A 13,116-nucleotide genomic window follows, 5' to 3' on the forward strand; every position below is an offset into this window, starting at 1 on the left:
CCGACAACGGCCTGGCGAGAGGGGCCGGGCCGGGGTTGCGGATCAGCCCTCTCGCGGTCCCTCCTGCGCCGGCTCGTCCTCCGTGTTCGTCTCGACGTACCGCGCGAGCATGTCGGTCACGTACCGCTCGGTGGCGGCCTTGGTGACGCCGAGGCCGCTGAGCACGCCCGTGCCGTTCTCGTGCTCGAGGAGGGCGAGCAGGATGTGCTCGGTGCCGATGTAGTTGTGGCCGAGACGCAGCGCCTCGCGGAAGGTCAGTTCCAGGACCTTCTTGGCCGCCGAGCCGTACGGCACCATCTCCGGGGCGTCCTCGGCGGCGGGCGGGAGCGCCGCGCGCGCGGCCTCGCGGACCGCGTCCACGGTGACGCCCTGCTCGGTGACCGCCATGACGGCCAGGCCCTGCGGTTCGGCCAGCAGGCCGAGGACCAGGTGCTCGGGAACGCCCTCGGCGCTGCGGGCGGCCTGCGCCTCGTTGTGCGCGGCCATGACCGTGTTGCGGGCACGGGGCGTGAAGCGGTTGAAGCCCTGGTTCGGGTCGAGGTCGTTGCCCCCCTGGGGGACGAAGCGCTTCTGGGCGGCCTGCCGGGTGACGCCCATGCTCTTGCCGATGTCCGTCCAGGAGGCGCCGGAGCGCCGGGCCTGGTCGACGAAGTGGCCGATCAGGTGGTCGGCGACATCGCCGAGGTGCTCGCCGGCGAGCACCGCGTCCTGGAGCTGTTCGAGCGGTTCGTCGTGGACCTTCTTGATGGCCGCGATGAGGTCGTCGAGACGGACGGATGACTTGATGGCGGGGTTCGTCGTCATGTGTCAACCGTAAGTTGACGGCGTGGGGGTGTCAACCCGTGGTTGACACTTGTGGGTGACGGGCCGCGGCGTGGCACGATCGGCCCTGTGAGTACGTCCGGCACCATCGACCGCGCCTTCCGCGCCGCCCTCTACGACACGGGTGACGACACCCTCGACACGGGCGCCTCCCTGCTCGCCGCCGACCCGACGGCGGACGCCGAACTCGCCCGGCGCGGCGAGGACTTCGTGGCGGCCGCCTGGCAGCGCGGCTGGCAGCCCGCCGACGTCGTACGGGTGGTGCGCCGGGAACTGGACGAGGCGCACGTACGCCTGGCCGCCTCGCTGATCCGTGCCCAGGCGGAGCGCGACGGCCGGCCGCGGGGGCCGCGCTGGAGGGCGCAGCTCGACGAGTTGCCGACGTCCGGTCCCGCCCCGCGCGGCGAGCGGTTCTCGCAGGCCACCGTCACGTTGGAGCTGTACCGGCTGCTGCTGCGGCTGCCCGCGCTGGAACCCCTCGACGAGGTGACGGCGCCCGTCGCCGGACGGGAGCGGCGGCCGGAGTCGCGCCTGCTCGGCCGCATCCGGGCGCTGCTGGCGAAGGCGGAGGCGACGGGGTTCCCGGAGGAGGCGGAGGCGCTGAGCGCCAAGGCGCAGGAGCTGATGGCGCGGCACAGCGTCGACGAGGCGCTGCTCGCCGCGCGGGCGCCCGACGCGGAGGGGCCCGACGCCTGCCGGATCGGCGTCGACCCGCCGTACGAGCAGGCCAAGGCGGTGCTGCTGGACGCGGTCGCCTCGGCGAACCACTGCCGGGCGGTGTGGAACGAGCCGTTCGGGTTCTCCACGGTGGTCGGTTTCGCGCCCGACCTGGAGGCGGTCGAGCTGCTCCACACCTCGCTGCTGGTGCAGGCGACCACCGCCATGACCAAGGCGGAGGCCGCGCAGCGGGCGGGTGGGCGCAAGCGCACCAAGACCTTCCGGCAGTCCTTCCTCGCCGCCTACGCGCACCGCGTCGGGGCGCGGCTCGCGGCCGCCGCCGAAGCGCCGGTGAGCGACGACCTGCTCCCGGTCCTCGCCTCCCGGGAGGTCGCGGTCACCGAACGGACGGACCGGCTGTTCCCGGACACGGCCACCACGCGCCTGCGCGGGGTGAGCGACGCGGCCGGCTGGGAGGAGGGCGCCCGCGCGGCCGACGAGGCGCAGGTGCGGGGGCGGACGCGGCTGCCCTGACGCGCCGCGCCCGGTGAACGCCGCTGCCCGGCCGGCGTCGCCCGCGCCCACCCGTGCCGCCCTGCGGCACGGGTGCCCGCGGGCGGCGCGTGTGCCGGGGTGACCGCCGGGGACGGCGTGCGTCCCGGGGTGTGACTGCCCGCGGGGGGCGCGTGTCCCGAGGGGACTGCCCGCGGGCGGCGTCAGGCCGCACCCGCCCCGGGCCAGGGGCGACGCCCCCTACGGCTCCACCCCCTCCGTGGGCAGCCCCGGCGGCAGTGAGCCGCCCTCCGCCTTCGTGTAGGTCTCCGTGCCGGCCGGGCCCTCCCACGCGACCGTGAGGGACGTCGCGCCGACCGACTCGACCGTGCCCTTCGTGCGGTCCCCGTTGCCCGCCGGGCACGTGAGGCTGATCGTTCCGCCGTCGTCGTCCTCCGCCGTGCCGCTGCACATGGTGCCGCCGGTGGCGAACAGGGCCGCCTCCCCGCCGTTGACCATCAGCACCACGGCCTTGCCGTCCGCGGTGGTGAGCCAGCTGCCCTGGAGATCGCCGGCCGGTGCGCCGGTCGCGCCGGAGCCGCCCGTGCCGCCGCCGGAGTCCGCCGTCCGTGTGGCGGACGGTGTGGGCGTGGTCGCGGAGTCGTCCGAGCCCCCGTCGCCGTCGCCGCACGCCGTCAGCGTGAGCGCACCGGCCAGACCGGCCGCCGCTGCCGCCCGGCGAACCCGCCGGGAACGCCCTCCCCGTGCCGCCGGACCGACCCGGCCCGCCGAAGCCTCCGAAGCCACTGCTGGCCCCCTCCCTGTTGCCGGCCCGGACGGCCGGACGACCGCTGCCAGCTAACAGGAACCGCACCGCGCCCGGCCAGGTCGCGTGACCGACCTCGCACATGGCCGCCGGCTCGCCCGGAAGGCGTCACCGCCCGCCCGCCGGAAGGACGCGTGAGGGAACACACACGCCCGCGCGTGCGTCTCCAAGGAAACAGGGTGCGGTGAAGCGCCCGCCGGGCGGGGACCGTACGGCCGGTGGCTGTAATCACCTCGCCACCTGGCGTGCACGTGCATCCGCTCATGCATATGCACGTGAACAAAGCTATGATCCGGGTCAGTTGACCACAGCATCAATGGCCAGACCAGCCAGTGCACCAGCGGGGAGCGACCTGTGGACCACGACGTGTACGACGGTGACGGGCACGACGGTGCCGGCGCGTCCGGCGTGTACAACGGCATGGCGGCCACCCGGCTGGACGGTGTGGCCTGGCAGAAGAGCAGGCACAGCAACTCGCAGGGTTCCTGCGTGGAATTCGCCCGGCTGCCGGGCGGGGAGGTCGCGGTGCGCAACTCCCGCTTCCCCGACGGCCCCGCGCTCGTCTACACCCGCGCGGAGATCGAGGCCATGCTGCTGGGCGTGAAGGACGGCGAGTTCGATCACCTGGTCGCGAGCTGACGGCACGCGCCCCGGACCCGCGGTCCTCCCTTTCCGGGAGCCGAGGACACGGGTCCGTCCGGCGCAACGCGCGTAGAACTCGTGCGCGCGCGTGCGCCGCGTCACGATCAGGGCTGCGGCAGCCGGAACAGCGCCCACACCACCTTGCCGCCGAGCGCGCCCGCCAGCGGGTGCCAGCCCCAGCCGTCGCTGAACGAGTCGACCAGGAACAGCCCGCGGCCGGACTCGGCGGAGCAGTCGTCGGACAGGTCCTTCGGGCACCGGGTGACCGGGCCGTCGTCGCTGGGGTCGCGCACCGCGCACACCAGTCGGTCGGTCCACCGCATCAGGTGCAGCCGCACCGGGGGTTCCTGGGCGGCCGGCCGCGGGGCGTTCGCCGGCAGCGCGTGGCGCAGGGCGTTGGTGACGAGTTCGGAGACCACCAGGCAGACGTCCTCGAACCGGTCGCCCAGGTGCCACTGGTCGAGGGTGCCGCGGGTGAACCGCCGTGCCTCGCGCACCGCTTCGTGGCGGGCGTGCAGGGCGCAGGAGGCGGCGTCGGAGGCGGCCGTGAGGTTCAGCGGCGGAAGGCCCTGCCGTAACGGCTCGAGCATGGTCGATCCATTCGTCCCCATGCGAGGCACTCCCGGGAATTCGCGGTCGTAGCGAGGCGGCGGTGGTGCGGGGCCCATGGTTTCGGATGCGCACAGCAGATGCAAGGGCAGATGCACGTGCAGCTGACCGAAATCAGACCCACCGTACTGGTTTGTTGGCCAATTTTTCCGTCATCCGCGTGTCTTCCCCTGGCTGTTCTCTTGCCCTGGTCGCACCGCGGTGCCCGTTCCGTGCGGCTTCCTGACCGGATCGAGCGGTCGAATCCCGTTTGCGTAACCGGGCGAGTACTGCTCGGAGTGTTTTAGTGGCAGACTGCGGGCCCTGAACACGTTGGGGAGGCTGGCGAACGTGAGCGCGGGAGAGCCGGGATCGGTGGTGCGGCGCATGCTGCTCGGATCACAACTCAGGCGACTGCGTGAGGCGCGGGGGATCACGCGCGAGGCCGCGGGGTACTCGATCCGCGCCTCCGAGTCGAAGATCAGCCGGATGGAACTGGGCCGGGTGAGCTTCAAGACCAGGGACGTGGAAGACCTGCTGACGCTGTACGGCATCACGGACGAGCAGGAGCGGGCCTCGCTGGTCTCCCTCGCCAAGGAGGCCAACGTGGCGGGCTGGTGGCACAGTTACTCGGACGTCCTGCCCAGCTGGTTCCCCACCTACGTGGGCCTGGAGGGCGCGGCCTCGCTGCTGCGCGCCTACGAGGTGCAGTTCGTGCACGGCCTGCTGCAGACCGAGGAGTACGCCCGCGCGGTGGTGCGGCGCGGCATGAGGAGCGCGAGCGACGCCGACGTGGAGCGCCGGGTGGCGCTGCGCCTGGAGCGGCAGAAGTACCTGGTGTCGGAGAACGCCCCCGAGTTCCACGTGGTGCTCGACGAGGCGGCGCTGCGCCGGCCCTACGGCGACCGCGCGGTGATGCGCGGCCAGCTCCAGCACCTGATCGAGATCTCCGAGCGGCCCAACATCCGGCTCCAGGTGGTGCCGTTCAGCATGGGCGGCCACTCCGGGGAGTCCGGCGCGTTCACCATCCTCAGCTTCCCCGAGTCCGACCTCTCGGACGTGGTGTACCTGGAGCAGCTCACCAGCGCGCTCTACCTGGACAAGCCCGAGGACGTGGCCCAGTACGAGAAGGCGCTCAAGGAGCTGCAGCACGACAGCCCGGGTCCCGCGGAGAGCCGCGACCTCCTGCGGGGGCTGCTGCAACTGTCCTGAGGGCATCCGCGGCCTGTCCCAGGAGTCTCTTCAACTCCCTTGAAACACAAGTACGATGACGTTCGGTCACACCACGGTGCTGATCAGTTTCTGCTGACGCAGCAAGGGATCGAGGGATCACATGTCGTCGTACTTCACCGACCTGGCTCAGCAGTACATCGACGGTGAGTGGCGTCCGGGCACCGGTTCCTGGGACATCATCGACTTCAACCCGTACGACGACGAGAAGCTCGCGTCGATCACCATCGCCACGGTCGACGAGGTCGACCAGGCGTACCGGGCGGCCGCCCGCGCGCAGACGGAATGGGCGGCCACCAACCCGTACGCCCGCCGCACGGTGTTCGAGAAGGCGCTGAGGCTGGTCGAGGAGCGCGAGGAGGAGATCGCCGAGGCGATCGTCGCCGAGCTGGGCGGCACCCGCCTGAAGGCGGCCTTCGAACTGCACCTCGCCAAGGAGTTCCTGCGCGAGTCGGTGCACCTGGCGCTGGCCCCCGAGGGGCGGATCATCCCCTCGCCGGCGGACGGCAAGGAGAACCGGGTCTACCGCGTGCCGGTCGGCGTGGTCGGTGTGATCAGCCCGTTCAACTTCCCCTTCCTGCTCTCGCTGAAGTCCGTCGCGCCCGCGCTCGCGCTGGGCAACGGCGTGGTGCTCAAGCCGCACCAGAACACGCCGGTCGTCGGCGGCTCCCTGATCGGGAGGATCTTCGAGGACGCGGGTCTGCCCGCCGGCCTGCTCAACGTCGTGATCACCGACATCGCGGAGATAGGCGACGCCTTCCTGGAGCACCCGATACCGAAGGTCATCTCCTTCACCGGCTCCGACCAGGTCGGCCGGCACGTGGCGACCGTCTGCGCCTCCCACTTCAAGCGCGCGGTGCTGGAACTGGGCGGCAACAGCGCGCTGGTGGTCCTGGACGACGCCGACGTCGACTACGCCGTGGACGCGGCCGTGTTCAGCCGGTACGTCCACCAGGGCCAGGTCTGCATGGCCGCCAACCGCGTCCTGGTCGACCGCGCGGTGGCCGACGAGTTCACCGAGAAGTTCGTCGCCAAGGTGCGCTCGCTCAAGGCCGGCGACCCGCGCGACCCGGAGACCGTCATCGGCCCGGTGATCAACTCCCGGCAGGCGGACGTCCTCACGGCTGTCGTCGACCAGGCCCTCGCCGAGGGCGCCACCGCCCTGGTGCGGGGCGCGCGCACCAACAACCTGGTCGAGCCCTCCGTCGTCACCGGGCTGCCCGCAGACTCCGCCCTGCTGCGGCAGGAGGTCTTCGGCCCCGTCGCCTTCCTCGTGCCGTTCGACGGCGAGGAGGAGGCGGTGCGCCTGGTGAACGACACCCCCTACGGGCTCAGCGGCGCCGTGCACACCGGGGACGTGGAGCGCGGTGTGCGCTTCGCCAAGCGGATCGACACCGGGATGTTCCACGTGAACGACGGCACCGTGCACGACGAGCCGATCGTCCCGTTCGGCGGCGAGAAGCACTCGGGCGTGGGCCGGCTCAACGGCGACACCATGCTGGACGCCTTCACCACCACCAAGTGGATCTCGGTGCAGCACGGCCGCAGCGGCTTCCCGTTCTGAGCCGTCCGGTCCGTCCCCGCAGGCCGCTCCCGGCGCCGGCCGGGCGCGGCCTACGCTGGACCGCATGTCAGTGATCCGTCTCCTCGTGCTCGGCGCGGTGCGTCAGCACGGGCGGGCCCACGGCTACCAGGTGCGCAACGACCTGGAGTACTGGGGCGCGCACGAGTGGTCCAACGCCAAGCCCGGCTCGATCTATCACGCGCTGAAGCAGATGGCCAAGCAGGGACTGCTGCGCGCGCACGAGACCGCCCCCTCCACGGCCGGCGGCCCGCCGCGCACCGAGTACGAGGTCACCGAGCAGGGCGCCGAGGAGTACTTCCGGCTGCTGCGCGAGGCGCTGACCTCCTACGACCAGAAGCCGGACGTGCTCTCGGCCGGGCTCGGCCTGATGGTCGACCTGGAGCGTGAGGAGGCGCTGGCCCTGCTGGAGCGGCGGCTGGCGTCGATCGAGGAGTGGCGCAAGGCGGTCACGGAGTACTACCTCCCCGAGGAGGGGCCCGGCCGGCTCGGGCACATCGGCGAGATCATGGACTTCTGGGTCCACTCGGCGGACACCGGCGCCGCGTGGACGCGCGGCCTCATCGCACGCGTCCGGGGCGGCGCCTACACCTTCGCCGGCGAGGGAGAGCCGTTCGTCGGCGTGCTCGCCGAGGGCGAGGAGAACCCCTACGGGACGGGACGGCGGCATCCGGGAGACGCCGAGTAGTCAAGTTTGACGAATGGCGGGAGCGGGCATTACGGTGCGGGACGCTAGTCAAGTTTGACTAATAAGGGGGCTTCAGTGTCCGACGCGGCGATCACCGTGGAGGAAGCACGCAAGACGTACCGGGGAGCCAAGGGCGCGGGCACGGCCGCACTGGACGGACTCGACCTCACGGTCGCCCGCGGCACGGTCCACGCGGTGCTCGGGCCGAACGGCGCGGGCAAGACCACCCTCGTCCGGGTCCTGTCCACCCTCCTCCGCCCCGACTCCGGCCGGGTCGTGGTGGCGGGACACGACGTGGTGCGCGAGGCGTACCAGGTGCGCCTGCGGATCGGCCTGCTCGGCCAGCACGCGGCGCTCGACGAGGAACTCGGCGGCCGGCAGAACCTGGAACTGTTCGGCCGCCTCCACCACCTGGGCGCGCGACGCGCACGCGAGCGGGCCGGTGAACTCCTGGAGCGCTTCGGGCTCTCCGGCACCGGCCACAAGGCGGTCGGGCAGTACAGCGGCGGCATGCGGCGCCGCCTCGACCTCGCCGCCTCCCTGATCACCGAACCGGAGGTGCTCTTCCTGGACGAACCGACCACCGGACTCGACCCGCGCGGGCGCGCGGAGGTGTGGGAGTCGGTCCGCTCCCTGGTCGGCGGCGGCACGACGGTCCTGCTCACCACCCAGTACCTGGAGGAGGCCGACCAGCTCGCCGACCGGGTGTCGATGGTCGACTCCGGCCGGGTCGTCGCGGACGGCACGGTGGACGAGCTCAAGACGGCCACCGGCGGCGACCGCATCGACGTGGTGCTGCGCGACGCCGGTGAGCTGGAGACGGCCGCCGCCCTGCTGCCCGTACCGCGGGACACGGTCACCGTGGACGCCGACCGGCGGCTGCTGAGCGCCCCGGTCACCGACCGCATGGCGGTCCTCACCGGCGTGGTCCGCGCCCTGGAGGAGGCCGGCGTCGAGGCGGAGGACGTCGCCCTGCGCAGGCCCACGCTCGACGAGGTGTTCCTGCAGCTGACCGGGCGCGACGAGCGAGTGAAGGAGGCGGCATGACCAGCACGGCGCACGCACTGACCGACTCCTGGACCATGACCCGCAGGGAGCTGGCCCGCTGGGGACGGCAGCCGGTCGCGGTGGCGGTGAACCTGGTCTTCCCGGTGATGCTGCTGCTGATGTTCGGCTATCTGGTCGGCGGCGGCCGGGGCGTGAGGGGCGACTACCTCGACTTCCTGGTGCCCGGCATGCTCGCCCTCACCATGGCCTTCGGCCTGGAGGGCACCATGATCGCCGTCACCCAGGACCTGAACAAGGGGGTCGTCGACCGCTTCCGCTCCCTGCCGATGGCCGACGGCGCGGTGCTGGTGGGCCGCTCCGCCGCCGACATGCTCCAGTCGGCGCTCGGCCTCGCGGTGCTGCTCGGCGTGGCCGCCGCGCTCGGCTGGCGCACGAACGCCGGCCCGGCCGCGTTCCTGGGCGCGGTGGGACTGCTCCTGCTGTTCCGGTTCGCGATGCTGTGGATCGGCATCCACCTGGCGCTGGTGGCGGGCAAGCCGGAGATGGTGCAGGCCGTGCAGATCCTGGTCTGGCCGGTCGGCTTCCTGTCCAACGCCTTCGCCGCCCCCGAGTCCATGCCCGGCTGGCTGGGCACGGTCGTCCGGTGGAACCCGATGTCCCACACCGCCACGGCCGTACGCGACCTCTTCGGCGGCCCCGGCGGCGAACCGGGGCACGTGTGGGCCGCCGTCGTATGGCCGCTCGCGCTCCTCGCGGTGTTCCTCCCGCTGGCGGTGCGCCGGTTCGCGCGGCTCAGTCGGTGAGGGCGGGGGCGTCCGCCCGCAGGCGGGCGCCCCGGCTCTCCGCGATGCGGCACACGTCGGTCAGCGCCTCGCCCGTGCGGGCGAGCAGGTAGCGGAGCTGGGCGGCGGTCACGGGCGTGTCGTCATCGAGCAGGTCGGCGAGGTGGGCGAGCAGATCGGCGGCCATGTCGAGCTGGACAGCCTCGGCGATGTCGGCGGCCCGGGAGAGGCGCCCGGTGCCGTCGGTCAGGAGGTAGCAGGGCTTGCCTTCGGGGCTCGTCCAGGGCAGGAGCCGGGCGGGGGTGAGGGGGTGGTGTGTCATGCGGTCAGTCCCAGGGTGTGCGGAGGGATGAGGTGCAGGTGCACGCCGCGCGGGGCGATCAGCAGGGAGCGGCGCCGGGCCTGTCGGCGCCGCTCCCGTTCGCGGAGTTCGTGCGCGACGACGTAGGGGCGTACGAGGGCGTGGTCCTCACCGCGCAGGGGGCGTGCGCCGAACTGGCGTGGGGCGGGCCCCTCGACGGGCGGGGGCGAGAGGACGCGTTCGTTCCGTGGGTCGAGCCGGCGTCGTCCGGTGCCGGGGGCGACGAGGTCGAGCAGCGGTGCGAGGAGACGGGCGACGAGGCCGGGCATGGGTGACTCCGTGGTCGATGTCGCGGACTGTGGCGATCCGACTACAGAGTGAGGGGGCCGGCGTTAGGCTCGCCAGGGGGTTCGGGGTGACAGAGCATGTGTCACGGAGGAGTTGATCTCGTGGGCACCACCTACGGCGACTGGCTCAAGGAGCAGCGCGAGGCGGCCGGGCTGACGCAACAGCAGCTGGCCGAGGCGGCGGTCATGACGCGCACGCACATCGCGCACATCGAGGCGGGGCGCCGGGTGCCGTCACGGGAGGACGCGCGGCGGCTGGACAGCGCGCTGGGCACGGGGAATGTGCTGAGCCGCTTCCTGCCGCAGGAGGACGCGGCGGTCGCCGACTACTTCGAGGCGGCCCGGCTGCTCGAACAACAGGCGGTGATGATCCGGGAGTTCGCCCTGTCGTTCGTCCCGGGCATCCTCCAGACGGAAAGGTACGCGCGTGCGGTGCTGAGCACGTCGTTCCCTCCGGTGGGTGAAGAGGAACGTGACAGGCTCGTTGTCACACGCCTTGAACGGGCGAAGATCCTGGACGATCCGGTGACGCCCGTGGTGTGGGCGCTGTTGGACGAGGCCGTGCTGCGGCGGGTCGTAGGTGGCCGGAAGGTCATGGCGGAGCAGATCATGCACATGGTCCGGCTGGCGGAGACCGGCCGGGTGCGCGTCCATGTGATGCCGTTCGATGTCGGCTTCCATCCGTTGATGGAGAGCATGCTCACGCTGATGGACTTCGAGGATCAGCCACCAGTGGCGTACGGCGAGGGCTCGCACATGGGCAAGCTTCACGACTCCCCGTCCGTGGTTCGGACGCTGGAGGGGCGTTACGCTCTGGCGCTGGGCGACGCACTGCCGCTCAAGGAGTCCCTGGCCCTGCTCAGAGCTACAGCGAAGGACTATGAACACCATGACTGATCGCGTCATGCCCGATGCGGCGATAGCAGCAGGCTGGAGAAAGTCCTCCTACAGCAACAGCGAGGGCGGCAGCTGCCTCGAAGTCCTCGACGGCCACCGCCACGGTGTTCCCGTCCGCGACTCGAAGAACCCCCACGGACCCGTCGTGGTCGTTCCGGGGGCCGCATGGTCGGTGTTCGTCGCGGCGGTCAGGAGGGGCGACCTCCCCTCCTGACCGTGGGCGTCGGTGAGGGAAACAGGTCGCCGCGTTCCGGCCCTCCGTGAGGAATGCGGCTGTCGGCGCAGGTCCGGCGCTGCTGAAGGCACTGGCGAAGGAGCAGGGACAGCATGGCTGATCAGGTCATACCGAAGGCTGCGACGTACACGGGGTGGCGCAAGTCCTCCTACAGCAACGACCAGGGCGGCAGCTGCCTCGAAGTCCTCGACGGCCACCGCCACGGCGTTCCCGTCCGCGACTCGAAGGACCCCCACGGCCCGGCAGTGATCGTTCCCGCCTCCGCATGGTCGGTGTTCGTCGCGGCGGTCAGGAGGGGCGACCTCCCCTCCTGACCGTGGGCGTCAGTGGTGGAACCCGGTCGCCGCGTCCCGGTCCCGGGTGAGCGGGTGCGACTGGTCGCGCAGCTCCGGCAGCAGCCGGGTCAGGTCCTCCGCGAACAGGTCGGCCAGGTCCTCGGAGAAGCCGTTGCGGCACACCACCCGCAGCACCGCTAGGTCCTGACGGTTCGCCGGGAAGGTGTACGCGGGCACCAGCCAGCCGGTCTCCCGCAGCCGCCGCGCCACGTCGAACACGTCGAACGCCGTCACCTCCGGGGCGGTGGTGACGGCGAACACCGGCAGCTCGTCGCCCCGCGTGAGCAGCCGGAAGTCACCGAGCGCCTCGATCCGCGCGGACAGTCCCGTGGCCACGTCCCGCGCGGCCTGCTGCACCGCGCGGTAGCCCTCCCGGCCCAGCCGCAGGAAGGAGTAGTACTGCGTCGCCACCTGGGCGCCCGGCCGGGAGAAGTTCAGCGCGAAGGTGGGCATCTCGCCGCCCAGGTAGTTCACCCGGAACACCAGCTCCTCGGGCAGCGCCGCCGCGTCCCGCCACAGCACCCAGCCCACCCCCGGGTACACCAGCCCGTACTTGTGCCCGGAGGTGTTGACCGACGCCACCCGCGGCAGCCGGAAGTCCCACACCAGGTCCTCGTCGAGGAACGGCGCGACCATCGCCCCCGACGCCCCGTCGACGTGCACGGGGACGTCCAGGCCGGTGCGTTCCTGGAGGTCGTCCAGGGCGGCGCACAGCTCGGCGACCGGCTCGTAGGACCCGTCGAAGGTGGAGCCGAGGATGCCGACGACCCCGATGGTGTTCTCGTCGCACAGCTCGGCCGCGGCCGCCGGGTCGAGGTGGAACCGGTCGCCCTCCATGGGCACCTGGCGGGGCTCCACCTCCCAGTAGGCGCAGAACTTCTCCCAGCAGACCTGCACGTTGACGCCCATCACCAGGTTGGGGCGGGCCTCCCGCGAGGGGTGGCGGGCGGCGTTGCGCAGCGCCCAGCGCCGCTTCAGCGCCAGGCCGGCCAGCATGCACGCCTCGCTGGACCCGGTGGTGGAACACCCCACGGCGCGTGCCGGGTCGGGCGCGTGCCACAGGTCGGCGAGCATCGCCACGCAGCGGCGCTCCAGCTCGGCGGTGCGCGGGTACTCGTCCTTGTCGATCATGTTCTTGTCGCGGCACTCCGCCATCAGCAGCCCGGCCTCGGGCTCCATCCAGGTGGTGACGAAGGTGGCCAGGTTCAGCCGCGCGTTGCCGTCCAGCATCAGCTCGTCGTGCACCAGCCGGTACGCCGTCGACGGGGCCATGGGGCCGTCCGGCAGCCGGTGCTTCGGGGGCGCCTCGGTCATCCCCCCGACCGGGTTCGCGGGACCCAGGACGGGGTTGACGGACATCGGGCGCTCGCCGGCCGGCCGGCCAGGGTGCAGGGGCATGGGTCCTCCGTGCGGGATCGGACGGCCCGGGGCGGGGCCGTCGGGGGAGCGGGGTCGCCTGGCGGCCGTCCCGTCCGCCCGCAACCGCATGTGCGGGCGTCCGGTGACGGGCGGCCGGGCGGGGAGGGCGGCGGCGCGGGCGTGAGGGCCGGCGGAAGGGTGCGGGCCGGGGCCGCCGGGGCGGCGCCGGGCGCCGGCTGCGTGCTGTCCTGGGCCACGCGCACACGATAAAGGGGCGAAACGGATAAACCGGGAACCTGCTTGCACCTCACGTGGCGTGAGGTCA

The 13,116-nt window shown here is 72.3% G+C and carries 16 protein-coding genes; 10 read left to right on the forward strand and 6 right to left on the reverse strand.

Going from position 1 to position 13,116, the window contains the following annotated elements; all coding sequences use genetic code 11:
- Positions 1-42: 42 nt before the first annotated feature.
- Positions 43-804, reverse strand: coding sequence for a Clp protease N-terminal domain-containing protein (locus tag ACIQ8B_RS05215; RefSeq protein WP_403545386.1), 762 nt, complete (start codon positions 802-804; stop codon positions 43-45).
- An 87-nt stretch (positions 805-891) separates the two neighbouring features.
- On the opposite strand from ACIQ8B_RS05215, the gene ACIQ8B_RS05220 reads away from it, so the two are divergent.
- Positions 892-2,013, forward strand: coding sequence for a DUF2786 domain-containing protein (locus ACIQ8B_RS05220; RefSeq protein ID WP_403545388.1), 1,122 nt, complete (start codon positions 892-894; stop codon positions 2,011-2,013).
- A 219-nt stretch (positions 2,014-2,232) separates the two neighbouring features.
- Here the strand turns inward: ACIQ8B_RS05220 and ACIQ8B_RS05225 are convergent, their stop codons facing one another.
- The gene (locus tag ACIQ8B_RS05225; protein WP_403545390.1) at positions 2,233-2,778 is read right to left on the reverse strand and encodes a hypothetical protein; all 546 of its coding nucleotides are present in this window, start codon (positions 2,776-2,778) and stop codon (positions 2,233-2,235) included.
- Positions 2,779-3,151: 373 nt separating this feature from the next.
- On the opposite strand from ACIQ8B_RS05225, the gene ACIQ8B_RS05230 reads away from it, so the two are divergent.
- A complete protein-coding gene (locus ACIQ8B_RS05230; RefSeq protein ID WP_033274906.1) occupies positions 3,152-3,436 on the forward strand; it encodes a DUF397 domain-containing protein in 285 nt (94 codons plus the stop codon).
- Between the two features lie 107 nt (positions 3,437-3,543).
- Here ACIQ8B_RS05230 and ACIQ8B_RS05235 read toward each other — a convergent pair whose 3' ends face one another.
- Entirely contained in the window at positions 3,544-4,029 is a 486-nt protein-coding gene (locus tag ACIQ8B_RS05235) for an ATP-binding protein (RefSeq protein ID WP_403545392.1), read from the reverse strand.
- 385 nt (positions 4,030-4,414) lie between these two features.
- On the opposite strand from ACIQ8B_RS05235, the gene ACIQ8B_RS05240 reads away from it, so the two are divergent.
- The 5 genes from ACIQ8B_RS05240 (at position 4,415) to ACIQ8B_RS05260 (ending at position 9,338) form a co-directional block, all read left to right on the forward strand.
- Positions 4,415-5,239, forward strand: a complete 825-nt coding sequence (locus tag ACIQ8B_RS05240; protein WP_106416310.1) for a helix-turn-helix transcriptional regulator — start codon at positions 4,415-4,417, stop codon at positions 5,237-5,239.
- 121 nt (positions 5,240-5,360) lie between these two features.
- On the forward strand, positions 5,361-6,821 hold the full coding sequence (locus ACIQ8B_RS05245) for an aldehyde dehydrogenase family protein (RefSeq protein ID WP_290005387.1): 1,461 nt from the start codon (positions 5,361-5,363) through the stop codon (positions 6,819-6,821).
- A 64-nt stretch (positions 6,822-6,885) separates the two neighbouring features.
- Positions 6,886-7,527 carry a PadR family transcriptional regulator gene (locus ACIQ8B_RS05250; RefSeq protein WP_403545395.1) on the forward strand — a complete coding sequence of 214 codons (642 nt, stop codon included), beginning with the start codon at positions 6,886-6,888 and terminating at the stop codon, positions 7,525-7,527.
- A gap of 75 nt (positions 7,528-7,602) precedes the next feature.
- On the forward strand, positions 7,603-8,574 hold the full coding sequence (locus ACIQ8B_RS05255; protein ID WP_403545397.1) for an ATP-binding cassette domain-containing protein: 972 nt from the start codon (positions 7,603-7,605) through the stop codon (positions 8,572-8,574).
- Positions 8,571-9,338: an ABC transporter permease gene (locus ACIQ8B_RS05260; protein ID WP_403545399.1), complete on the forward strand. Its 768-nt coding sequence runs from the start codon at positions 8,571-8,573 to the stop codon at positions 9,336-9,338. The genes ACIQ8B_RS05255 and ACIQ8B_RS05260 overlap by 4 nt, the downstream gene beginning before the upstream one ends.
- Here ACIQ8B_RS05260 and ACIQ8B_RS05265 read toward each other — a convergent pair.
- Positions 9,328-9,639: a hypothetical protein gene (locus ACIQ8B_RS05265; RefSeq protein ID WP_106413143.1), complete on the reverse strand. Its 312-nt coding sequence runs from the start codon at positions 9,637-9,639 to the stop codon at positions 9,328-9,330. The two genes, ACIQ8B_RS05260 and ACIQ8B_RS05265, sit on opposite strands and share 11 nt — an antisense overlap.
- Positions 9,636-9,947, reverse strand: coding sequence for a hypothetical protein (locus tag ACIQ8B_RS05270; RefSeq protein WP_403545401.1), 312 nt, complete (start codon positions 9,945-9,947; stop codon positions 9,636-9,638). The genes ACIQ8B_RS05265 and ACIQ8B_RS05270 overlap by 4 nt, the downstream gene beginning before the upstream one ends.
- A 120-nt stretch (positions 9,948-10,067) precedes the next feature.
- Between ACIQ8B_RS05270 and ACIQ8B_RS05275 the strand changes: the two genes are divergently transcribed.
- The 3 genes from ACIQ8B_RS05275 (at position 10,068) to ACIQ8B_RS05285 (ending at position 11,411) form a co-directional block, all read left to right on the forward strand.
- The gene (locus ACIQ8B_RS05275; protein WP_403545403.1) at positions 10,068-10,862 is read left to right on the forward strand and encodes a Scr1 family TA system antitoxin-like transcriptional regulator; all 795 of its coding nucleotides are present in this window, start codon (positions 10,068-10,070) and stop codon (positions 10,860-10,862) included.
- A complete protein-coding gene (locus ACIQ8B_RS05280) occupies positions 10,855-11,076 on the forward strand; it encodes a DUF397 domain-containing protein (protein ID WP_403545405.1) in 222 nt (73 codons plus the stop codon). The genes ACIQ8B_RS05275 and ACIQ8B_RS05280 overlap by 8 nt, the downstream gene beginning before the upstream one ends.
- A 113-nt stretch (positions 11,077-11,189) precedes the next feature.
- The gene (locus ACIQ8B_RS05285; protein WP_403545407.1) at positions 11,190-11,411 is read left to right on the forward strand and encodes a DUF397 domain-containing protein; all 222 of its coding nucleotides are present in this window, start codon (positions 11,190-11,192) and stop codon (positions 11,409-11,411) included.
- 9 nt (positions 11,412-11,420) lie between these two features.
- On the opposite strand, the gene ACIQ8B_RS05290 is transcribed toward ACIQ8B_RS05285, so the two are convergent.
- The gene (locus ACIQ8B_RS05290) at positions 11,421-12,830 is read right to left on the reverse strand and encodes a glutamate decarboxylase (RefSeq protein WP_403545409.1); all 1,410 of its coding nucleotides are present in this window, start codon (positions 12,828-12,830) and stop codon (positions 11,421-11,423) included.
- Positions 12,831-13,116: the final 286 nt, after the last annotated feature.

It is taken from the genome of Streptomyces sp. NPDC096105, assembly GCF_044763335.1.
GTDB lineage: Bacteria > Actinomycetota > Actinomycetes > Streptomycetales > Streptomycetaceae > Streptomyces.

Coding starts and splice junctions, on each gene's coding strand:
- ACIQ8B_RS05215 (WP_403545386.1), bottom strand. CDS start 804: ATGACGACGAACCCCGCCATCAAGTCATCCGTCCGTCTCGACGACCTC.
- ACIQ8B_RS05235 (WP_403545392.1), bottom strand. CDS start 4,029: ATGCTCGAGCCGTTACGGCAGGGCCTTCCGCCGCTGAACCTCACGGCC.
- ACIQ8B_RS05240 (WP_106416310.1), top strand. CDS start 4,415: ATGCTGCTCGGATCACAACTCAGGCGACTGCGTGAGGCGCGGGGGATC.
- ACIQ8B_RS05245 (WP_290005387.1), top strand. CDS start 5,361: ATGTCGTCGTACTTCACCGACCTGGCTCAGCAGTACATCGACGGTGAG.
- ACIQ8B_RS05250 (WP_403545395.1), top strand. CDS start 6,886: ATGTCAGTGATCCGTCTCCTCGTGCTCGGCGCGGTGCGTCAGCACGGG.
- ACIQ8B_RS05260 (WP_403545399.1), top strand. CDS start 8,571: ATGACCAGCACGGCGCACGCACTGACCGACTCCTGGACCATGACCCGC.
- ACIQ8B_RS05265 (WP_106413143.1), bottom strand. CDS start 9,639: ATGACACACCACCCCCTCACCCCCGCCCGGCTCCTGCCCTGGACGAGC.
- ACIQ8B_RS05270 (WP_403545401.1), bottom strand. CDS start 9,947: ATGCCCGGCCTCGTCGCCCGTCTCCTCGCACCGCTGCTCGACCTCGTC.
- ACIQ8B_RS05280 (WP_403545405.1), top strand. CDS start 10,855: ATGACTGATCGCGTCATGCCCGATGCGGCGATAGCAGCAGGCTGGAGA.
- ACIQ8B_RS05285 (WP_403545407.1), top strand. CDS start 11,190: ATGGCTGATCAGGTCATACCGAAGGCTGCGACGTACACGGGGTGGCGC.
- ACIQ8B_RS05290 (WP_403545409.1), bottom strand. CDS start 12,830: ATGCCCCTGCACCCTGGCCGGCCGGCCGGCGAGCGCCCGATGTCCGTC.